Raw genomic sequence first — 21,413 nt, 5'->3', positions numbered from 1 at the left:
TCGTTGAGGGGCGGTGGTCGGGTGACGGGTGGGCGATGTCAGGCCGGTACGACATCCTGGATCGCCGGGGCGCAGCGCGCGGAGTGCATGGGCATCTCCGTCAGCCCCGGGTAGTAGATGTGCAGGCTCACGGCCGGTTCGATCGCGTCGTTGACCACCTCGTGGACATAGCCCGGCGCGAAGACCCGCTGCGCGCCCGGCGCGAGAGCGCGGCTCCCGCTCTCCGAACGCTCCGTCAGCTCACCGGCGAGCACGGTCAGTACGCCCGAGGAGCGGCCGTGGTCATGCGATCCGCTGCTCTGGCCGGGCACCCAGGAGAGCAGCCACACCTCATAGCCGGGTCCGGTGCGCAGCCGGTGGTACCAGCGGCTGGTGGCGTCGTACTGGACGAGCGGGGCCCACTGCGCGCGGTCGGCGGCGAGGGCGCGCGCGAGGCCCGCGAACTCGGCCACCGTCGCCGGGTGCTCCCGGGCGGGCTGGAGAAGGTGCGGGACCTCAAGGAGGTCGCCGGCGATCTGGATGTCGCTGTCGCTGTTCATGGGGGAGGTGGTTCCTCGGCGGAGAGCGTGTGCGGCGGTGCCGCGACGGGTGCGTGGAATCGCGGGGGAGTCGCGAGGGAAACGCGGGGAAGACGCGAAAGTGATCACGAAGGAGTGATCAGGAGGAGCGAGGGGGCCGGCCGGAGCCCGGAGGCGTCAACAGCAGGCGGGGGTGCAACAGCGACAGCGGGCCCGGAGAGCGCTGCGGAGTCCACGGAGGTGGGTCGCGGTGGGCGCGGGGTTCGCTGGCATGGAATCCAAGGTTGCGAATCCGGTGATGGATGTCAACTCAATGGCCGATTTGGCCGCAATGTTTCACCTCATCCGGTTGATCCGGTCGCAGAGCGGTTTGGGTGAGGGTGGGTGCGGACACATGGGGCAGCGACCGTGCTCGTAAACGCCTTCACGCCCTTGTGATCAGACTGTGATCCGGATCGCTTCCCGGGGGTGATCTGCAACAAGGTTGCGGTTCTCGGCGTCTCTCTGGTCGAGAAGGAGGTGGATGCGAACAGGCCAGTGGCATGTGTCAGATTTTTGGTGATTTGAACACTTTCCGCATAGCCTTGGTTCCGCAGAGTGAATACCGGGCCCAATAGCAGATCTCGGCTTGACCTGGCCGGAGCACCGCACTTGTAATTTCACTCGTGTCGTTCGGCCGAAATCGATAGCGGCCACATCACGGGGACGCAAAAGACAGACGAGGGGCGCACATGACCGAGCTGTTCCAGCAACTGCTGGTCGAGGACGCGGACGAGGAACTCGGCTGGCAGGAGCGCGCCTTGTGCGCCCAGACAGATCCCGAGTCCTTCTTCCCCGAGAAGGGCGGTTCGACGCGTGAGGCCAAGAAGGTCTGTCTGGCCTGTGAGGTCCGATCCGAATGCCTTGAGTATGCCCTCGCCAATGACGAGCGATTCGGTATCTGGGGCGGTTTGTCGGAGCGTGAACGGCGCCGGCTGAAGAAGGCCGCGATCTGACCGCCGTCCGGCCCGCCCGGCCGCGGTGGCCGGGACCGGCGACCGGCCGGTCGCCCGGAACGACAGGCACCACTCCCTACGTATGGCACGGTCCGCAGTCTGCACCTCCCCGCAGACGGCGGACCGTTGTGTTTCCCGCCCGTCCGCCGCCCCTCCCCCCTACCGTTAGTGTGGGGCCCCGTCCGAGACGCTCCCACGCCCCTACGGGGCGACCCCCCGGCCGGAGGGCCCGCTACCTCAATGTCCCCCACCACCGCCGCGTTCGTTTCCGCCACCGCCACCGCCCCCGAGTTCCCCCGGCACGTCGTGACCGCGGTGCTCGTCGCCCACGACGGCGCGCGCTGGCTGCCCGACGCCCTCGCCGGGCTGCTGGGCCAGGAACGACCCGTACAGAACGTCATGGCAGCCGACACCGGCAGCGCCGACGACTCCGCCCGGCTGCTCACCGAAGCACTCGGCGCGGAACGCGTCCTGCATCTCGCGCGCCGGTCCGGGTTCGGTACGGCCGTGGAGGAGGCGGTACGCACCGCCGGGGTGCTCACGCCCGACGATCTGCCGTATCTGAAGCGGCCGAGCGGCTGGGACCCGGTGACCCGGAGCTGGCGCGACGACACGTACGACATGCCCGAACTGCCGCACGGCGAACCGGTGCAGTGGCTCTGGCTCCTCCACGACGACTGCGCGCCCGACCCCGACGCGCTCGCCGAACTGCTGCGCGTCGCCGACTCCGACCAGTACGCGGCGGTCGTCGGGCCCAAACTGCGCGGCTGGTACGACCGCAAGCAGCTCCTCGAAGTCGGCGTCTCCATCGCCAACAGCGGACGCCGCTGGACCGGACTCGACCGGCGCGAACAGGACCAGGGCCAGCACGACCAGGTCCGTACCGTCCTCTCCGTCTCCAGCGCCGGCATGCTCATCCGGCGCGACGTCTGGGACGAACTCGGCGGCTTCGACCGCCGGCTCCCGCTGATGCGCGACGACGTGGACCTGTGCTGGCGCGCGCACGCCGCCGGCCACCGGGTGCTCGTCGCCCCCGACGCCGTACTGCGGCACGCCGAGGCCGCCGCCCGGGAGCGCCGTACGGTCGACTGCGCGGGCCGCTCCGTCGTCAACCCGCACCGCGTCGACAAGGCCGGCGCCGTCTACACCATGCTCGTCAACGCGCGGGCCGCCGTCCTTCCCTACGTACTGCTCCGCCTTGTCGTCGGCACCCTGCTGCGCACCCTCGCCTATCTCGTCGGCAAGGCGCCGGGCCAGGCCGTCGACGAGGTGATGGGACTCTCCGGCACCCTGCTGCGGCCCGGCAGGATCATCAGCGCCCGGCGGCAGCGCGGCAAGGGCGTCGTCGAGGCGGCCGAGCTGCGCCCGCTCTTCCCGCCGCCCGGCGCCACCGTCCGGGCCACGGTCGAGCAGATCGCCGGCAGCCTCGGCGGCGACTCGGACGCCGACGCGGGCGGCTCACGGCACGGCGCCGTCGAGTCGGGACCCGGCGGTGACGACGCCGACTTCATGGAGATCGAGCAGTTCGCCCGGCTGAAGAAGCTCGCGCACAAGCCCGGACCCGTCCTCTTCGGGATCCTGCTGCTCGTCTCGCTCGTCGCCTGCCGCGGGCTCTTCGGCGGCGGCGCGCTCGCGGGCGGTGCCCTGCTGCCCGCGCCCGCCGATGTCTCCGACCTCTGGTCGCGGTACGCCGACGGCTGGCATCCCGTCGGCACCGGCGTCACCGAGACCGCGCCCCCCTATCTCGCCGTACTCGCCGCGCTCTCCGCGCTGTTCCTCGGCTCCACCGGCTTCGCGCTGACCCTGCTCCTCGTCTGCTCGGTCCCGCTCGCCGGGGTCACCGCCTACTTCGCCTCGCGCCCGCTGGTCGAATCGCGCCTGCTGCGGGCCTGGGCGAGCGTCGCGTACGCCTTCCTGCCCGCCGCGACCGGCGCGCTGGCCACCGGGCGGCTCGGTACGGCCGTCCTCGCCGTCCTGCTGCCGCTGATCGCCCGCGCCGCCGTCGCCGCCTACGGAATGCGCGGCGGGGCGGGCGGCGCCGCGAGCGGGGAGAGCCGCGGCAGCTGGCGCGCCACCTGGGCGTACGCCTTCCTGCTGACGTTCGCGATGGCCTTCACCCCGGTCGTCTGGCCGGTGGCGCTGCTGCTCGGCCTCGGCGTCCTGGCACTGCGCCGCGACGACCTCGCCGCCTACGGACCGCGGGTGCTCGCCGCGCTCGGCACCCCTCTGCTGCTGCTGGCGCCCTGGTCGCTCTCGCTGCTGACCTCGCCGTCCGCCTTCCTGCGGGAGGCGGGGCTGGAGTTCGGCACGGGAACGGCCTCCGCGCTCGATCTGCTCGGCATCAGCCCCGGCGGCCCCAAGGCGGCCGGCGGCATCCTGCTGATCGGGATCGTGCTGGCCGCGCTGGCGGCGCTGCTGCGCGGTGAGCGGCAGTTCGCGATCCGCTCGGCCTGGGTCGTCGCGATCCTCGCGCTGGTCTTCGCCGTCCTCACCAACAACTCCGGCTGGGCCGGACCCGCCACCCTGCTCTACGGACTCGCGCTGATCGCGGCGGCCGTGCTCGGCGCGGACGGCGCCCGGGAGCGCGTCGCGGCGGAGAGCTTCGGCTGGCGCCAGCCCGTCGCCGTACTCATCGCCGTGGCGGCGGGACTCGCCCCGCTGCTGGCCGCGTTCGGCTGGATGATCAGCGGCGCGGCCGGACCGCTGGAGCGCCGCGATCCGGTGCAGGTCCCCGCGTTCGTCGCGGAGGAAAGCATCACCCGCGACCAGCCGCGCACGCTCGTCCTCGGCGGTACGTCGGCGGCCGAGGTCTCGTACTCGCTGGTCCGCGGTTCGGGCGGCCGGCTCGGTGACGCCGAGCTGACCGCGTCGGGCGGCGGCGATCCACGGCTCGACAAGGTCGTCGCCAATCTCGTCGCGGGCTCCGGCGCCGACCAGACCGACCAGCTCAGCGGCTTCGCGATCCGCTACGTACTCGTACGGGACGGGGTGCCGCGGCAGACCGGCCGGGTCCTGGACGCCACCCCGGGGCTGACCCGGCTGAGCCAGCTGGACGGCAGCGCGCTCTGGCGCGTCGACCGGCAGATCTCGCGGGCCACGATCGTCGACGGCAAGGGCGAGGGCGAGCCGCTGGCCGTCGCGTCCGCGCAGGTCGAGGCGCACACGAAGATCCCGGCGGGGGCCTCCGGGCGCGTGCTGCGGATCGCGGACCGGGCCGCCGAGGGCTGGCAGGCCACGCTCGACGGCACGGTCCTCACCAAGAAGACCGTCGACGGCTGGGCCCAGGGCTTCGAACTGCCCGCCGAGGGCGGCCGTCTGGACCTCACGTACGAGGACCCGATCACGCACACCGCGTGGATCTGGGCCCAGGGCGCGCTCACCGTCGTCCTGCTGGTGCTCGCCCTGCCGGGGCGCCGCCGGGAGATCGACGACGACCTGCCCGACGAGGACATCGAGATCCCGGCGCAGCCGGTGGCGGGCGAGGGCCGGCGCGCGCGCAGGCTGCGCGCGGCGGCGGAGGCCGAGGGACTGGAGAAGAGCGAGACGGACGGAACGGACGTGACGGACGGGACGGGGGAGTACGCGACCGCGCAGCAGCCGGCCGTTCCGCCGGCGCCCTCCGTCCCTCCGTCCCCTCCCGTCTCGCCTGCCTCGCCTGCCTCTCCCGCCGTGCCCGCGGCGCCCGTTGAGGAGCCGTACGGCGCCGGGCGGGACCATGTCGGGGACGGGGAGCAGCAGTCGGCGTACGGGGCGGTGCCCCAGCAGCCGCCGTACGGCGAGTGGGACGCCAACACGTACGCGGGCGCGGACTACACGCAGGCCCAGTACCCGAACGAGCAGCAGTACGGCGGACAGTACGGTGAGGGCCAGTACCAGCAGCAGCCATACCAGCAGTACCCGGCGGACCCGTACCAGGAAGGCCAGTACCCCGCGGGCGGCCAGTACCAGGAGGGGCAGTACCAGGCCGGCCAGTACCAGGGAGAGGGCCAGTACCAGGGAGAAGGCCAGTACCAGGAAGGCCAGTACGGGGAAGGGCAGTACGACCCGTCGCAGTACGACCCGTACGGCTACGGCCAGCAGGCTCAGTCCCAGCAGGCCCAGTCCCAGCAGGCCCAGCAACCACCGCAGCCTCAACAGCCCTACGCCGACGGCACGGAGAACGACCAGCGCCGGCGCCCCGACGGGAGCAGTGACCAGTGAACCGTTCGACCCTCTCCCTCATCGCGGCCGCCACCGCCCTCGCCGCCGTCACCGGCTTCGCCGCCCTCACCGCGCCCGACACGGCCGGTACGGCGGCGGCCCAGAGCCCGGCCCGGCTGCCCGTGGAGCGCACCAGCCAGCTCTGCCCGGCGCCGAGCGTCTCGGACGTCGCGGAGACGACGTACACCTCCGTCACACCGGCGGGCACCGCCGACGGCGCGGCGGACGGCTCGGCCGAACTGACGGAGTCCGTCGTCACCTTGGTGGATGCCGCCGAGGAGGGCGCGTCCGACGACAAGGCGAAGGACGGGGCGGGGGACACGAAGAAGGATCCGGCGAAGGACAAGCCGTTCCTCACGCTGAAGGAACCCGGCAAGCCCGTCTCCGTCGAGGCGAGCGGCGCCGAGGCCCCCGCCCTCGTCGGCACGGCCACCGGCCGGCTGGCGCCCGGCTGGACCACCCAGCAGACCACCACGGTCGGCGTCGGCGACGCGCGCGGTGTGCTCGGCCTGAGCTGCACCGTCCCCGACACGGACTTCTGGTTCCCCGGCGCGAGCACCGAGAGGTCGCGCCAGGACTACGTCCATCTCACCAACCCCGACGACACGGCGGCCGTCGCCGACATCGAGCTGTACGGGAAGGACGGCGCGGTCAAGTCGGAGGTGGGCGAGGGCATTCCGGTGCCGGCCAGGTCCAGCGTGCCGGTGCTGCTCTCCACGCTGACCACCTCCGCCGAGGCCGATGTGACCGTCCATGTCACCACCCGCTCCGGCCGGGTCGGCGCGGCGGTGCGCGTGGCGGACAACGCGGGGGGCAGCGACTGGCTGGCCTCCGCGGCGGATCCGGCGTCGCGGCTGGTGCTGCCCGGGATCCCGGCGGACGCGACCGACGTACGGCTGGTGGCGTTCGCGACGGGTTCCGACGACGCCGATCTGAAGGTGCAACTGGCGGGCGCCGACGGCACGATCACCCCGGCGGGCAGCGAGAGCGTGCACATCAAGTCGCGGATGACGGCCACCCTCGAACTGGCGGACATCACCAAGGGGCAGGCGGGTTCGCTGGTCCTCACCCCGGATGGCGGGCACGCGGCCCCCGTGGTCGCGGCGCTGCGCGTGGTGCGCGGCAAGGGCGAGAAGCGGGAGATCGCGTTCATCCCGGCGACCGCGCCGATCGCGTCGCGGTCGACCGTCGCGGACAACCGCGCCAAGGGCTCGACGCTCTCGCTGACCGCCCCGGGCGCGACCGCGAAGGTCAAGGTCACGGCCTCGGCGGGGACCGGAGGCGGCGAGCCGGCCGAGAAGACGTACACGGTCAAGGGCGGTACCACCCTGGCGGTCACCCCGCCGGTGCCCGGTGGCCTGAAGGGCTCGTACGCGCTGACGGTCGAGCCGCAGCCGGGCGGCGGTCCGGTCCACGCGGCGCGCACGCTGGCGCTGCCGGAGGACGGTATCCCGATGTTCACGGTCCAGACGCTGCCGGACGACCGGGGGACCGTGTCCGTACCGAAGGCCGAGGAAGACCTGTCGATCCTGGACGACGGCAGCTAGGCGAGGGGATGAGGGCCCAGGCCCTGGGCCCTCATTCCTGTCCGTACCGGGGATCGACGGACTCGGGCGCCAGCCCCAGCAGTTCCGCGACCTGCTCGACCACGACCTCGTGCACCAGCAGCGCGCGGTCGTCGCGGTTCTTGGTACGGATCTCCACGGGCCGCCGGTAGACCAGGATGCGCGCCGGGTGGTCCTTGCCCGCCGGGACCGAGCTGCCGAGCGGAACGGTGTCGTCCTGCGGGCTCGGTACCTCCATGACCAGGAAATCCACCTCGGCCAGCTGGGGCCAGCGCCGTTCCAGCCGGTCCACGGAGTCCCGCACGAGATCGCGGAAGGACTCGGAGCGGCTGGTCGAGAGCGGCACCTGGGGCGGGGCGACGGGCCCACGCATACCGCGGCCGTGACGGTCGCGGCGGCGCGGCCGTGGTTCGGTCGGGCGGGGCGGTACAGGACTGTCCATCACTGACGCAGGGTAGCCCTCCCGGCCCCGCCGGCATCGCGACTGCCGCCCCCTCGTACGGCATGTCGCATATTGAGCATTCAGGCCAAGCTTGGGCTCGATTCCAGGCGTCCGCACGATCACCGCTCTCGCCGCCCTTGACGGCTTTTGCCCCAAGTCGTGACCACGTAACGGAGTGTCGCCGTTCGATCACTCTTCTTCCCGTGCAGGTCAGGGCAGTTACTTCCGGCCAAGTTGAGTGGGATATCACGCCGCGACACGGGGGAGTGACCTGGTGGGGAGTCGTCGCAGCCCGCTCAAGAGTGCGGTACCGTCCAACATCGTGAGCCCTGTACGTCGCTGTTCGCGCACCGCGTGCGGCCGCCCTGCTGTCGCGACACTGACGTACGTCTATGCCGACTCGACCGCGGTCCTCGGCCCGCTCGCCACCTATGCCGAGCCTCACTGCTACGACCTGTGTGCGGAACACAGCGAGCGGCTGACCGCTCCGCGCGGCTGGGAGGTCGTCCGCCTGACGGACGGCTCCGCTCCGGCGCGCCCGAGCGGTGACGATCTGGAGGCGCTCGCCAACGCCGTACGTGAAGCCGCGCGCCCGCAGGAGCGGGCGGCCGGGGGCGGCGGCAACGGCGCGCGCGGGGCGGATCCGACGGAGGCCGGGCGCCGGGGGCATCTGCGGGTGCTGCGCTCTCCTGAGCCGTAAGCCCGGAGTCGTAACCCTGAGCCGTAAGCACTGAGTCGTAACCCCGAGCCGTAAGCCCTGAGCTTGTAGGCCCTGAGCTGTGCGCCCCTACAGTCCCTGCGCCTCTGATTGGCGTTCTTTCGGGCTTTCCGGTGCGGATCCTGTACGGGCCATTGACCTCACCTTGGCGCGGACACGACCATTCCTCCACTCGTGAGAGATCAATTTCCGTATCGCGGAATCCGGAGGACTGTCGTGTACGTACAGCAACTGGAACCCGTCGCCGACTCGCTCGCCCTCTCCGCCCTTGTCGCCGCCCTGCCGCTGGCCACCGTACTGATCCTGCTCGGTGCCCTCCGTATGAAAGCCCACCGCGCGGGCGTCATCGGTCTCGCCGTCGCCGTGCTGGTCGGCTGGCTCGTCTTCGGCATGCCCCTCGGCCAGACCCTCTCGGCAGGCGTCCAGGGAGCGCTCTTCGGGCTCTTCCCGATCATGTGGATCGTCGTCAACGCCCTCTGGGTGTACCGGATGACGGTCCGTACCCACCATTTCGACATCCTGCGCCGCTCCTTCGGGCGGCTCTCCGACGACCCCCGCATCCAGGCGCTCGTCATCGCCTTCTGCTTCGGCGCGCTGCTCGAAGCGCTCGCGGGCTTCGGAGCGCCGGTGGCCATCTGCTCGGTGATGCTGGTGGCGCTCGGCTTCTCCCCGGTCAAGGCCGCCGTCGTCTCGCTCGTCGCCAACACCGCGCCCGTGGCGTTCGGCGCGATGGGCACCCCCGTGGTGACGCTCGCGCAGGTCACCGATCTGCCGCTGGACACCGTCGCCTCCGTCGTCGGCAGGCAGACCCCGCTGCTCGCGCTCGTCGTACCGCTCGTGCTGGTCTGGCTCGTCGACGGCCGGCGAGGGCTGCGCGAGACCTGGCTGCCCGCGCTGGCGTGCGGAGTCGCCTTCGCCGCCGCGCAGTTCCTCGCCGCCAACTACGTCTCCGCCCAACTCGCCGACATCGGCGCCGCGCTGGCCGGAGCGGCGGCGCTGGTGGCCGTACCCTCCGCCCGCAGGCCCGCGTCGGAACCGGTACGCGCCTCCGTCCTCACGGGCGTACGGAGCGAGGACCTGGACCGCGAGGACCCGCGCCCCGAAGTGCTGCGCGCCTACGCCCCGTACGCACTGATCGTGGTGATCTTCTCCATCGCCCAGATCCCGCCGGTCAAGGAGGCGCTGGCCAAGGCGACGCGGGTGTTCGACTGGCCGTTGCTCGATGTCGCCGACCCGGACGGGAACCGCGTCGGCGCCAATGTCTTCTCGCTGCCCCTCGTCGCGACCGGCGGCACGCTCGTGCTGCTCGCGGGCCTCTTCACGGCCGTCGTCCTCGGCGTACGCGCGAAGGACGCGGCGCGGGAGTGGGCGGCGACCGTGTACGAACTGCGGTACGCGATCCTCACCGTCACCTCCGTACTGGCCCTCGCGTACGTCATGAACCTGTCCGGACAGGCGGGCACCATCGGCCACTTCGTCGCCGCGGCGGGCGCGGGACTCGCGTTCCTCTCGCCGATCCTGGGATGGTTCGGCGTCGCGGTCTCGGGCTCGGACACCTCGGCCAACGCACTCTTCGGCGCGCTCCAGGTGACGGCGGCGGCCCAGTCCGGCCTGTCGCCCGAACTGCTGGCGGCGGCGAACAGCTCCGGGGGAGTGCTCGGCAAGATGATCTCCCCGCAGAACCTGACGATCGCGTGCGCGGCGGTCGGACTCGCGGGCAAGGAAGGGGATCTGCTGCGCAAGGTACTGCCCTGGAGCCTGGGCCTGTTGCTGGTGATGTGTCTCATCGTGCTGGGGCAGAGCACCGCCGTGCTCGGGTGGATGCTTCCCTGACGTTGCCGGACGCGCTGCCCAGGCGTCGCCGAGGACTAGGGACTTACGGCTGGCCGCCGGACCGTCGACAGGTGTCCGGCGGGTAGTTTGAAGCGACCGCAGCGGATCGCAACGGACGGTGCGGATCGCAACAGACCGAGCAGACCGTGCAGACCGCGGTGACAGGAACCTCTGGAGGCGTTGGCCGTGGCCGATTTGTCGCAGATCGTGAAGGCGTACGACGTGCGAGGGGTGTACCCGGATCAACTGGACGACCGGCTCGCCGAACTCTTCGGCGCCGCCTTCGTCGAGGTCACCGGCGCCGAGGCGATCGTGATCGGCCATGACATGCGGCCCTCCTCGCCTGGTCTGGCGTCGAGCTTCGCGCGGGGCGCCGTCGCGCGCGGAGCCGACGCCACGATCATCGGACTGTGCTCCACCGACCAGCTGTACTACGCGTCGGGGGACATGGACCTGCCCGGCGCGATGTTCACCGCGTCCCACAACCCGGCCCAGTACAACGGCATCAAGATGTGCCGGGCCGGTGCGGCGCCGGTCGGCCAGGACACCGGGCTGGCGGAGATCCGCGCGCTGGCCGAGGGCTGGCTGACGGACGGCGCTCCGGCCTCGGTCACCAAGCCCGGCCACCTCAGGCAGCGGGACACCCTCACGGACTACGCCGCGTATCTGCTGTCCCTCGTCGACGTCTCGGCGATCCGCCCGCTGAAGGTCGTCGTGGACGCGGGCAACGGGATGGGCGGGCACACCGTACCGACGGTCTTCGCGGACCTGCCGCTCGACGTGGTGCCGATGTACTTCGAGCTGGACGGCACGTTCCCGAACCACGAGGCCAACCCGCTGGACCCGAAGAACATCGTGGACCTCCAGGCCCGCGTCCTGGCCGAGGGCGCCGATCTGGGACTCGCCTTCGACGGGGACGCCGACCGCTGCTTCGTCGTCGACGAGCGGGGCGCGGGCGTCTCGCCGTCGGCGATCACCGCCCTGGTCGCGGCGCGTGAGCTGGCCAAGTACCCGGGCGGGACGATCATCCACAACCTGATTACCTCCTGGTCGGTCCCCGAGGTCGTCAGGGAACACGGAGGCACGCCCGTACGCACCCGCGTCGGGCACTCCTTCATCAAGCAGGAGATGGCCCGTACCGGAGCGGTCTTCGGCGGCGAGCACTCCGCGCACTACTACTTCCGCGACTTCTGGAACGCCGACACGGGCATGCTCGCCGCGCTCCACGTCCTGGCGGCGCTCGGTGGCCAGCGGGGACCGCTGTCCGAGCTGGTCGCCTCGTACGACCGCTACGCGGGCTCCGGAGAGATCAACTCCACGGTCGACGACCAGCGCGCCCGCACGGCGGCGGTACGCGCGGCCTTCGCCGCCCGTGAGGGCGTCACGTTCGACGAACTGGACGGGCTGACGGTGACGGCGGCGGACTGGTGGTTCAACCTCCGTCCCTCCAACACGGAGCCGCTGCTGCGCCTGAACGTCGAGGCGCGCGACGAGGCGACGATGGAGCGGGTCAGGGACGAGACGCTGGCGCTGATCCGCGCGTAGCCCGGCGCGCGGCCGTGTGCCGTCAGGGCGTGTCCCGGCGGGTCAGGGCGGGTCAGGGCGTGTCCGGGCGGCATACGGCGGGCGGCAGACGGCGACGGCAGACGGCGGACCGTACGGCGACCGGCCGGGTCCGGCCGGCGGCGACTGGACCCGCCCGGTCCGTCGGGCCCGCAGTGACCGGAACCGCCCGGTCCGGCCCGGGGCGGCCGGCGGTCCCCGGCGGACAGTGCCCGGCGGTACGCTGACATGGCCCGATCCACCCGCACGAAGGGACCCCATCCCATGCCGCTCGAAGCCGGTCTTCTGGAGATCCTCGCCTGTCCGGCCTGCCACGCGCCGCTCAGCGACCGCACCGCGGCCGACACCCCCGAGCTGATCTGCACCGGCGAGGACTGCGGTCTGGCCTATCCGGTACGGGACGACATCCCGGTCCTTCTCGTCGACGAGGCACGCCGCCCCGCCTGACCACGCAAGCGCTGCCCACAACGCCCCGCGTCAACGCCCCGTGCCCGCGAGGCCCGCGCCCGGCGATCGGAGGCCCAACCCCATGCTCGACGAGTCGTTGCTCGACGCTCCCGACGCTCTGGCCCTCGCCGACCACACCGGTCTGCTGCGTGGCGCCGCGGAGGCCGGAGCGAGAGTGCGCACCGCCCTCCGGCACACCGCGGAGGCCGGTATCACCGGACTCGCGCCGGAAGGCCGTCCACGCGCCGTACTGATCGCCGGTTCCGGCGCCGCCGCGACCGGCGTCGCCGACCTGATCGCCGCGCTCACCACGAGCGCCGCGCCCGTCACCCGGCTCCGCCCCACGGGCGTCGCCGCCGCGGCGGGCGCGCTCCGCTGGACGCTCCCGGGCTGGGCGGGCCCCGTGGATCTGCTGCTGATCGCCACCACGGAGGGCAGCGAGCCCGGCCTCGCGCTCCTCGCCGAACAGGCGTACCGCCGCGGCTGCACGGTCGTCGCCGTCGCCCCGCGTCAGTCGCCGCTGAGCGAGGTCGTCGGCGGGACGCACGGACTGATGGTCCCGATGGCGACGGCACCGAACGGCCAGAACAGCACCCCGTACGGCCAGAACGGCCCGTACGGACAGGCCGGCGAACCGGGCAGGTCCGGCCTCGACGAGTGGTACGAGCCCGAGGAGACACCGGCGGCCGGCCCCGGCGCGCTCTGGGCCCTGCTCGTCCCGCTGCTCGCGCTCCTGGACCGCGTCGGGCTGCTCACCGCGCCGGCCGAGACCCTCCAACTCGTCGCCGACCGACTGGACCGCACCGCCGAACGCTGCGGCCCGGCCGTCGCGACCTACAGCAACCCGGCCAAGACCCTCGCCGCCGAGCTGGCCGACAGCCTCCCGCTGATCTGGACGGAGGGCCAGGCCGCCGCCCCGGCGGGGCGGCGCTTCGCCGCCGTACTGGCCGAACTGACCGGCCGCCCGGCCCTCGCCGCCGAACTGCCCGAAGCCCTCCCGGCACACAGCGCGCTGCTCGCCGGACACTTCGCGGGCGGCGCCGCCGACCCCGACGACTTCTTCCGCGACCGGGTCGAGGAGCCGCAGGCGTGGCGCGCCCGTGTCGTCCTGCTCCGGGACCGCCCGGCGGGCGGACTGACCGCGGCCCCCGCCGCCCGCGAACTCGCGCTCGGCCACGACACGGCCATCAGCGAGCTGGAGCCCGAAGAGGGCAGCGAGCTGGAGGCCCTCGCCGAGCTGGTCGCCGTCACCGACTTCGCCACGGTCTATCTGGCCCTCGCGGGGGCCGCCCCCGCGTAGGCCGAACCCGGCCCCGGCGGCCGTGAGCCGGACCAGGCCGTGGTGGTCGTAGCCGGACCAGGCCGCGATTGTCGTGAGCCGCCCCCGGCCCTCGTCGTCGCGCGAGCCGGACCCCGGCCGCGCATGACCCGTGAGCCGGCCCGGCTCGTACAACCCGGCCGCGCGACTCGGCCCGTACGACGCGACTGGACCCCACCCGTACAACGCGATTCGACCCGTACAACCGTCCCGCGCGACTCGGCCCCGAGCCCTCCGACCGACAGCCCCGAATCCATCAATCCCCGAATCCCCGAATCCCCGTCCTCACCTCACCTCCAACCCTCACCACACCTTCACCCTCGCCACATCCGTGCCGCCACCGCACGCCGCCGTTCCGTCACCCCGTACGAGAAAGCTCACTCCATGGACCGCCTCGCCAACACCGTGCGCCCCTACGCCTGGGGCTCGACCACCGCCATCCCGGAGCTGCTCGGCACCGCTCCCACGGGTGAGCCCCAGGCCGAGATGTGGATGGGCGCCCACCCGGGAGCCCCGTCCCGTCTCGACCGGGGCCATGTCTCCGGCGAACAGGCGCTCTCCACCGTCATCGACGCGGACCCCGAGGCGGAACTCGGCGCCGCCGCGGTCCGGAAGTTCGGCCCCCGTCTGCCGTTCCTCCTCAAGCTCCTCGCCGCCGGTTCCCCGCTCTCCCTCCAGGTCCACCCCGACCTCGCCCAGGCGAAGGAGGGGTACGAGGAGGAGGAGCGGCGCGGTGTCCCGATCGACGCGCCCCACCGCAACTACAAGGACGCCAACCACAAGCCCGAACTGATCTGCGCGCTCACCCCCTTCGACGGCCTGTGCGGCTTCCGCGCCCCGGAGGCGACCGCCGAACTGCTCGCGCGGCTCGACGTCGACTCGCTCAAGCCGTACGTCGATCTCCTGCGTGCCCACCCCGAAGAGGCCGCGCTGCGGGAGGTGCTGACCGCCGTCCTCACCGCCGATCCGGACGAGATGGCCGCCACCGTCACCGCGGCCGCCGCGGCGGCGGAGCGGCTCGGCGGGGACTACGCGCCGTACGTGTCGATCGCCCACCACTACCCCGGCGACCCGGGTGTCATCGCCGCCATGCTGCTCAACTACGTACAACTCCAGCCGGGCGAGGCGCTCTTCCTCGGCGCGGGCGTCCCGCACGCCTATCTCAACGGCCTCGGCGTCGAGATCATGGCCAACTCGGACAACGTCCTGCGCTGCGGGCTCACCCCCAAGCACGTGGACGTGCCCGAGCTCCTCCGTATCGTCCGCTTCGAGGCGACCGAGCCCGGTGTCCTGCGCCCGGAGGCGTCGCCCACGGGCGAGGAGCTGTACGAGACGCCCATCGACGAGTTCAGGCTCTCCCGCTACGCCCTCGCGCCCGGCGCCGAGCCGCGCGACCTCACCGCCGCGACGCCCCAGATCCTGCTCTGCACGGCGGGCGCACCGCTGGCGAACGACATCGAGCTGGCCCCGGGCGGCTCGGTCTTCGTCGCGGCGGGCGAGAAGGCCGAACTGTCCGGTACGGGCACCGTGTTCCGGGCCACAGTGGTGGTCTGATGCGCCGGCCGCCCCGGCGGCTGCAACAATGTCCCGCCGTACCGCGGCGCCAGGGCCGCAGCACCGATGAAGGGACACCTCGCACCCAATGAGCGCGTCAGGCGGAACCAAGGCGATCGTGGCGGCGCTGAGCGCCAACCTCGCGATCGCAGTAGCCAAGTTCGTGGCGTTCCTCTTCAGTGGTTCGTCGTCCATGCTCGCGGAGAGCGTGCACTCCCTCGCCGACTCCGGCAACCAGGGGCTGCTGCTTCTCGGCGGCAAGAAGGCGAAGCGCGAGGCGACCCCGCAGCACCCCTTCGGCTACGGCCGTGAGCGCTACATCTATGCCTTCCTCGTCTCGATCGTGCTGTTCTCCGTCGGTGGCATGTTCGCCGTCTACGAGGGCTACGAGAAGATCAAGCACCCCCACGAGATCGAGGCCTGGTACTGGCCGGTCGGTGTGCTCGTCTTCGCGATCATCGCGGAGGCGTTCTCGTTCCGTACGGCCATCAAGGAGTCGAACGTCACGCGCGGCTCGCTCTCCTGGACGGAGTTCGTCCGCCGCGCCAAGGCCCCCGAACTCCCCGTCGTGCTCCTGGAGGACCTCGGCGCGCTCGTCGGTCTCGTGCTCGCCCTGGCGGGTGTCGGGCTGGCCCTGGGGACCGGCAACGGCATCTGGGACGGCATCGGCACCCTCTGCATCGGCATCCTCCTCATCCTGATCGCGGTGGTACTGGCCGCCGAGACGAAGTCCCTCCTCCTCGGCGAGGCCGCCGGCACCGAGGACGTGGAGAAGATCAAGACCGCGCTCGTCGACGGCGATGTGGTGACCGGCATCATCCACATGCGTACGCTCCACCTCGGCCCCGAGGAACTGCTGGTCGCCGCCAAGATCGCGGTCGAGCACAACGACACGGCCGGTGAGGTCGCCCAGGCCATCAACGCCGCCGAGTCCCGGATCCGCGAGGCGGTCCCGATCGCCCGCGTGATCTATCTGGAGCCGGACATCTACAGCGAGTCGGCCGCCGCCGCGGGCACCAACCCCGGTAAGGACCAGGCCAGTCCGGCCCCCAGCGGTACCACCGAGTCCTGAACCCTCCCGGCTCCACTCCGGCGCCCTCCCCGGCTCCACCTCCGGCTCCACTCCGTGATCCCCATGGTGCATCCGTGCTCACTTCATGATCCGTTTTCCGTTCGGCTGTGGGGCCGTGGGCCGGTCGGTGTAGATTCGTCTGCAGAGCCAGACGTCGCTGCTGATGGCGGTCGGGCGGCCCGCAGTCGCGGACCGGCCGAGGGAGAGAGGGCCTCCGACGGACTGTGCCGCGGGGGTCCGGGCATTCGTATGCCCGCCGCCGCAGAGCCAGCCGCACGTACCCACCCTCGACCCGATTTACGAGGAGCAGCTCGTTATGACGACTGTCGCCAACCGACAGGACTTCAAGGTCGCCGATCTCTCGCTCGCCGAGTTCGGCCGCAAGGAGATCACCCTCGCCGAGCACGAGATGCCCGGTCTGATGTCGATCCGCAAGGAGTACGCGGCCACGCAGCCGCTGGCCGGCGCGCGTGTCACCGGCTCCCTGCACATGACGGTGCAGACCGCGGTCCTCATCGAGACCCTGACGGCCCTCGGTGCCGAGGTCCGCTGGGCGTCCTGCAACATCTTCTCCACCCAGGACCACGCCGCGGCCGCCATCGCGGTCGGTCCCGATGGCACCCCCGACAACCCCCAGGGTGTCCCGGTCTTCGCCTGGAAGGGCGAGACGCTGGAGGAGTACTGGTGGTGCACGGAGCAGGCCCTGACGTGGCCGAACTCGCCCACCGGCGGCCCGAACATGATCCTCGACGACGGTGGTGACGCCACCCTCCTGGTGCACAAGGGCGTCGAGTTCGAGAAGGCCGGCGCGGCCCCCGACCCGGCCACCGCGGACAGCGAGGAGTACGGCTACATCCTCCGTCTGCTGAACCGCACCCTCACCGAGAACCCGCAGAAGTGGACCCGCCTGGCGTCCGAGATCCGCGGTGTCACCGAAGAGACCACCACCGGCGTGCACCGTCTGTACGAGATGAACCGCGACGGAAGCCTCCTCTTCCCGGCGATCAACGTCAATGACGCGGTCACCAAGTCCAAGTTCGACAACAAGTACGGCTGCCGCCACTCCCTGATCGACGGCATCAACCGCGCCACCGACGTCCTCATCGGCGGCAAGGTCGCGGTCGTCTTCGGCTACGGCGACGTCGGCAAGGGCTGCGCGGAGTCGCTGCGCGGCCAGGGCGCCCGCGTGATCATCACGGAGATCGACCCGATCTGCGCCCTCCAGGCAGCGATGGACGGCTACCAGGTCTCGACGCTCGACGATGTCGTCGGTATCGCCGACATCTTCGTGACGACCACGGGCAACAAGGACATCATCATGGCCTCGGACATGGCCAAGATGAAGCACCAGGCGATCATCGGGAACATCGGTCACTTCGACAACGAGATCGACATGGCCGGTCTCGCCAAGATCGACGGCATCGTCAAGGACGAGGTCAAGCCGCAGGTCCACACCTGGACCTTCCCGGACGGGAAGACGCTCATCGTCCTGTCCGAGGGCCGCCTGCTGAACCTGGGCAACGCGACCGGCCACCCGTCCTTCGTGATGTCCAACTCGTTCTCGGACCAGACCCTGGCCCAGATCGAGCTGTTCACCAAGCCGGAGGAGTACCCGACCGACGTCTACGTGCTCCCGAAGCACCTGGACGAGAAGGTCGCCCGTCTCCACCTCGATGCGCTCGGTGTGAAGCTGACGACGCTCCGTCCCGAGCAGGCCGACTACATCGGCGTCAAGGTCGACGGTCCGTACAAGCCCGACCACTACCGCTACTGACACACCCTCTGAGGTACGGGCGGTCCGGCTGTACACCCGCCGCACGGCGATACAGCCGGGCAGCTCGTAGCCGGACAGCCCCGTACCTCGGTCCTCAGTAGGTATCCCGTTGCTCCGTGGGTACCCCCGCGGTACCGGACAGGCCCCCGCACCCCCGTGTCGGGGGCCTGTCCCGTGCGCGGCGAGGAAAGGTGTCAGACGCCGAGGCCCCGAAGGACCCGAAAGACCCCATGCCCCGCGGCCGTTATTCGCTCCATGATCCGCACGATCACGCTCCTCTCGGTGACGAACACTTCCACTGCGCGCCCGGCCCCTCCGGCTGGCGCTATGTCTCGCAGATCACCACCCCCTCCGGCGACCACTCCGGCTCCGTCGATCTGGCCCTCGACGAGCTCGGCCGCCCCATCCGTCTTCAACTCCACGCCGCGAGCTGGCAGATCCGTGGTGCCGCACTCGACGGCGTCACCTGGGTCCGTACCGACCCCACCGGCACCCATGCCGCCGAAGGCAACGTCCGTGCCCATGCCTTCACCGGCACCTCCCCCGCGTTCCTCGTCGCGACCGCGCGACTGCTGCGTCTCACCCCCGGCTCGCCCGCGACCCGCGTACGCCTCGTCGCCTTCACGGATCCCGTCCTCGCTCCCCGTACTCTCGATCAGTCCTGGGCGCTGGTGAACAGTGAAGCGCACGGCACTGACAACGGACCCCTGACCGTGGACGAGTACCAGGTCAGCGCCCTGGACACAGGCGAACAGCACACGGTTCACCTCGCCGGCGACGTGGTGCTCTCGGCCCCGGGCATCGAGCTCGAAGACCTGGAATCCCCGCCGTCGGTCCTGCCCTGACGCCGTGATGCCCCGACGCGTGTCCTGCCCGGCCCCGATGTCTACGCCGGTGGGGCGAACCCGGTGGCCGGGGGCGATCCCGCTTCGGACGGCGCGGGCGCGGTGGACGGAAGCGGTGCGGGAGCCGGAGTCCGGAAGGGACCTGGAGCGGCGGCCTGAGCCGGAAACGCGCCCTGAGCGGAGCCCGGGGCCGGGTTGGGCACAGACATCGGGCCACGGGAGGCACCGAAGGACCGTCGAACGTCCCGGGCCTGCCGCTCGTGCACGACGGCGGCCAGATAGGCGCCCGAGGGGATCCCCTGCGGCGCGGGCGCCCCGGTCCGTGCCGCCAGCTCACCCGCGAGCCGCTCGGCCATCGACCAGCTCACCCCGGCGTCGAGCTGCCCCATCCGCGTCAGGTACTGGCGTATCGCGAGCCACAGATCATCCGGCACGGCGGACAGGTCCAGCTCGGCGAACCGCCCCGCGAGCCAGGGCGGGGGCGGCGGGACCATGGCCGTATGCGTCACCGGCACCCGCTCCCGTACGACCAGGGTCCCCGCGAAGACATCCCCGATCCGCCGGCCCCGCGCCGAGACCAGCGACGCGATGCACGCGATGACCCCGAACGACAGCAGGATCTCCACGACCCCGATCGCCCCGCGCACAAGCGCCTGCCGGAACCGGATGGGCCCGCCGTCGTCCCGTACCACCCGCAGTCCGCACGCCATCTTCCCCAGCGACCGTCCATGGCCAAGGGTCTCCACGGCGATCGGACCGCCCACCAGGACCAGCAGAAACGAGGCGACGGACAGGGCCATGACCGCCGCCTCGTCGAGGGAGCCCGTCGACAGAGCGATGCCGACCGACACCATCAGATAAGCCGTCCAGGCGACCACCAGATCGATCGCGACCGCCAGCGCCCGGCTCGGCAGCCTCGCCGGGCGCAGCCCGAGTACCACCGCGTCGCCCGTCACAAGCTCATTCACCGGTGCCCCACCCATCGCCGGACCTTCCCTGCCCCTGAACTCCTCAGTCTGCCAAGCTGGCCCGCAGCGCGTCGCGGCAGTGGCAGTGGCAGTGGCAGTGGCAGTGGCAGTGGCAGTGCCGGTGGCAATGGCAGCGGTGCGCTGGCCGCGCAGTAGTACGGACCGTACGCACCCAGTGCCTGGAGCAGCAGCCGACCATGGACCTCGATGTCTTCGTGACAGCCCACCGCGCAGAGTGGGACCGCCTGGACCAGCTCCTGCTCCGCGGGCGCCGCCTCACCGGAGCCGAGGCCGACGAACTCGTCGCTCTCTACCAGCGCACGGCCACCCATCTCTCACTGATCCAGTCCACCGCCCCGGACCCGGCGCTCACGACGCGCCTCACCCAGCTCGTGGCCCGAGCCCGTGCCACGGTCACCGGAGCCCGCCGGGCCACCTGGCGCGACGCCACCCGGTTCCTGACAGCCGGCTTTCCCGCTGCTGTCTACCGCTCCCGGCGCTGGTGGATCCCGACGGCGATCCTCTCCACCCTTTTGGCCGCCGTCATCGGCTGGTGGATCGGAGCCCACCCCGAGATCCAGTCGGCGATCGCGGCCCCGGACGAACTGCGCCGGATGACCAGGCCCGGCGGTGAGTACGAGACGTACTACTCGAGCCATCCGGCGGCGTCCTTCGCGGCCCAGGTCTGGACGAACAATGCACGGGCCGCCGCCATGTGCCTCGTCCTGGGCGCGTTTCTCTGCCTCCCGGTGGTCTGGATCCTCTTCGTCAATGTGCTCAACCTGGGAGTCGGCATCGGTCTGATGTCCTCGGCCGGCCGCCTCGACATCTTCCTGGGGCTGATACTCCCGCACGGCCTGCTCGAACTGACAGCGGTCTTCGTCGCCGCGGGTACGGGACTCCGCCTCGGATGGACCCTGATCGACCCGGGTCCGTTCAGCCGCCGCACTGCCATGGCCCAGCAGGGCCGCGCCGCGCTCGGCATGGCCATCGGCCTGGCGCTCGTTCTCTTCGTATCGGGCCTGATAGAAGGCTTCGTGACGCCGTCCGGCCTGCCCACATGGGCACGGATCGCCATTGGCGTAGCAGCTGAGGCGGCCTTCCTCTGCTACGTCTACATCCTCGGCGGAAGGGCCGTACGGGCGGGCGAGACGGGAGACGTGGACGCCGCCGACCGCAGCGCCGAACTCCCGGTCGCCGCTTGATGTGCGTACCGCGCCCGACACCTGTTAGTCTCCTCTTCGCCCCACAACGACCGTTGACACGGTTGATGTGGGGAGGTAGATTTGAACGGTTGCCTCGAAGTAGGACATACTGCGAGAGCGATCGATCATTTCTATGCGGCTCGCGACGGGAATCGAATTTCCATGCGGCCCCTTCGATTCGACATCCAGACCCACCAAGGCCGATCAATCGGCCCGAATGCTTCTGCTAAAGTCGGATCAGCCGAAAGGCAAGACCAATCCGAAGGTCATCGGAATTCACGAGGCGGAACACGCCGAATGAATCTGATAGAGTCGGAATCGCCGGAAAGGGAAACGCGAAAGCGGAAAACTGGAAGGCGGCCCCGCTCCGACGGGGAATCGGACACGAAAGAGTCT

Annotated in this window: 16 protein-coding genes; 13 read left to right on the top strand and 3 right to left on the bottom strand. The window is 71.2% G+C overall.

Features of this window, described 5'->3' with window-relative positions; genetic code table 11:
• Positions 1–38: 38 nt before the first annotated feature.
• Positions 39–539 carry a cysteine dioxygenase family protein gene (locus tag ACIOGX_RS18140; RefSeq protein ID WP_356512824.1) on the bottom strand — a complete coding sequence of 167 codons (501 nt, stop codon included), beginning with the start codon at positions 537–539 and terminating at the stop codon, positions 39–41.
• 710 nt (positions 540–1,249) lie between these two features.
• On the opposite strand from ACIOGX_RS18140, the gene ACIOGX_RS18135 reads away from it, so the two are divergent.
• From ACIOGX_RS18135 to ACIOGX_RS18125, 3 genes are all read left to right on the top strand, one after another.
• Complete coding sequence (locus ACIOGX_RS18135; RefSeq protein WP_014046372.1) at positions 1,250–1,513, top strand: WhiB family transcriptional regulator; 264 nt, start codon at positions 1,250–1,252, stop codon at positions 1,511–1,513.
• A gap of 240 nt (positions 1,514–1,753) precedes the next feature.
• Positions 1,754–5,713 carry a glycosyltransferase gene (locus ACIOGX_RS18130; RefSeq protein WP_401914292.1) on the top strand — a complete coding sequence of 1,320 codons (3,960 nt, stop codon included), beginning with the start codon at positions 1,754–1,756 and terminating at the stop codon, positions 5,711–5,713.
• On the top strand, positions 5,710–7,260 hold the full coding sequence (locus tag ACIOGX_RS18125; RefSeq protein ID WP_401914289.1) for a DUF5719 family protein: 1,551 nt from the start codon (positions 5,710–5,712) through the stop codon (positions 7,258–7,260). Before ACIOGX_RS18130 ends, ACIOGX_RS18125 begins: the two co-directional genes overlap by 4 nt.
• A gap of 31 nt (positions 7,261–7,291) precedes the next feature.
• On the opposite strand, the gene ACIOGX_RS18120 is transcribed toward ACIOGX_RS18125, so the two are convergent.
• Positions 7,292–7,720, bottom strand: coding sequence for a metallopeptidase family protein (locus ACIOGX_RS18120; RefSeq protein WP_356512899.1), 429 nt, complete (start codon positions 7,718–7,720; stop codon positions 7,292–7,294).
• Between the two features lie 274 nt (positions 7,721–7,994).
• Here ACIOGX_RS18120 and ACIOGX_RS18115 point away from each other — a divergent pair, with 274 nt between their 5' ends.
• From ACIOGX_RS18115 to ACIOGX_RS18075, 9 genes are all read left to right on the top strand, one after another.
• Positions 7,995–8,420: a DUF3499 domain-containing protein gene (locus ACIOGX_RS18115; RefSeq protein WP_356512830.1), complete on the top strand. Its 426-nt coding sequence runs from the start codon at positions 7,995–7,997 to the stop codon at positions 8,418–8,420.
• Between the two features lie 234 nt (positions 8,421–8,654).
• The gene (locus ACIOGX_RS18110; protein ID WP_401914287.1) at positions 8,655–10,271 is read left to right on the top strand and encodes an L-lactate permease; all 1,617 of its coding nucleotides are present in this window, start codon (positions 8,655–8,657) and stop codon (positions 10,269–10,271) included.
• A 180-nt stretch (positions 10,272–10,451) separates the two neighbouring features.
• On the top strand, positions 10,452–11,816 hold the full coding sequence (locus ACIOGX_RS18105; protein ID WP_401914284.1) for a phosphomannomutase/phosphoglucomutase: 1,365 nt from the start codon (positions 10,452–10,454) through the stop codon (positions 11,814–11,816).
• 282 nt (positions 11,817–12,098) lie between these two features.
• Entirely contained in the window at positions 12,099–12,281 is a 183-nt protein-coding gene (locus ACIOGX_RS18100; protein WP_046508144.1) for a Trm112 family protein, read from the top strand.
• Between the two features lie 82 nt (positions 12,282–12,363).
• Positions 12,364–13,581 carry an SIS domain-containing protein gene (locus tag ACIOGX_RS18095; RefSeq protein ID WP_401914281.1) on the top strand — a complete coding sequence of 406 codons (1,218 nt, stop codon included), beginning with the start codon at positions 12,364–12,366 and terminating at the stop codon, positions 13,579–13,581.
• Positions 13,582–13,983: 402 nt separating this feature from the next.
• Complete coding sequence (manA, locus tag ACIOGX_RS18090) at positions 13,984–15,153, top strand: mannose-6-phosphate isomerase, class I (protein ID WP_356512839.1); 1,170 nt, start codon at positions 13,984–13,986, stop codon at positions 15,151–15,153.
• 88 nt (positions 15,154–15,241) lie between these two features.
• Complete coding sequence (locus tag ACIOGX_RS18085) at positions 15,242–16,225, top strand: cation diffusion facilitator family transporter (RefSeq protein ID WP_356512841.1); 984 nt, start codon at positions 15,242–15,244, stop codon at positions 16,223–16,225.
• Positions 16,226–16,541: 316 nt separating this feature from the next.
• Entirely contained in the window at positions 16,542–17,999 is a 1,458-nt protein-coding gene (ahcY, locus tag ACIOGX_RS18080; protein WP_356512843.1) for an adenosylhomocysteinase, read from the top strand.
• Positions 18,000–18,229: 230 nt separating this feature from the next.
• Positions 18,230–18,844 carry a hypothetical protein gene (locus ACIOGX_RS18075; RefSeq protein ID WP_384770302.1) on the top strand — a complete coding sequence of 205 codons (615 nt, stop codon included), beginning with the start codon at positions 18,230–18,232 and terminating at the stop codon, positions 18,842–18,844.
• Between the two features lie 41 nt (positions 18,845–18,885).
• On the opposite strand, the gene ACIOGX_RS18070 is transcribed toward ACIOGX_RS18075, so the two are convergent.
• The gene (locus tag ACIOGX_RS18070) at positions 18,886–19,812 is read right to left on the bottom strand and encodes an RDD family protein (protein WP_401914278.1); all 927 of its coding nucleotides are present in this window, start codon (positions 19,810–19,812) and stop codon (positions 18,886–18,888) included.
• A gap of 197 nt (positions 19,813–20,009) precedes the next feature.
• Here ACIOGX_RS18070 and ACIOGX_RS18065 point away from each other — a divergent pair, with 197 nt between their 5' ends.
• Positions 20,010–21,017, top strand: coding sequence for a stage II sporulation protein M (locus ACIOGX_RS18065; RefSeq protein WP_401914276.1), 1,008 nt, complete (start codon positions 20,010–20,012; stop codon positions 21,015–21,017).
• Positions 21,018–21,413: the final 396 nt, after the last annotated feature.

Origin of the sequence: Streptomyces sp. NPDC088147 (genome assembly GCF_044741565.1) — a bacterium.
GTDB lineage: Bacteria > Actinomycetota > Actinomycetes > Streptomycetales > Streptomycetaceae > Streptomyces.
This window is presented reverse-complemented; position numbering and strand designations above follow the sequence as displayed.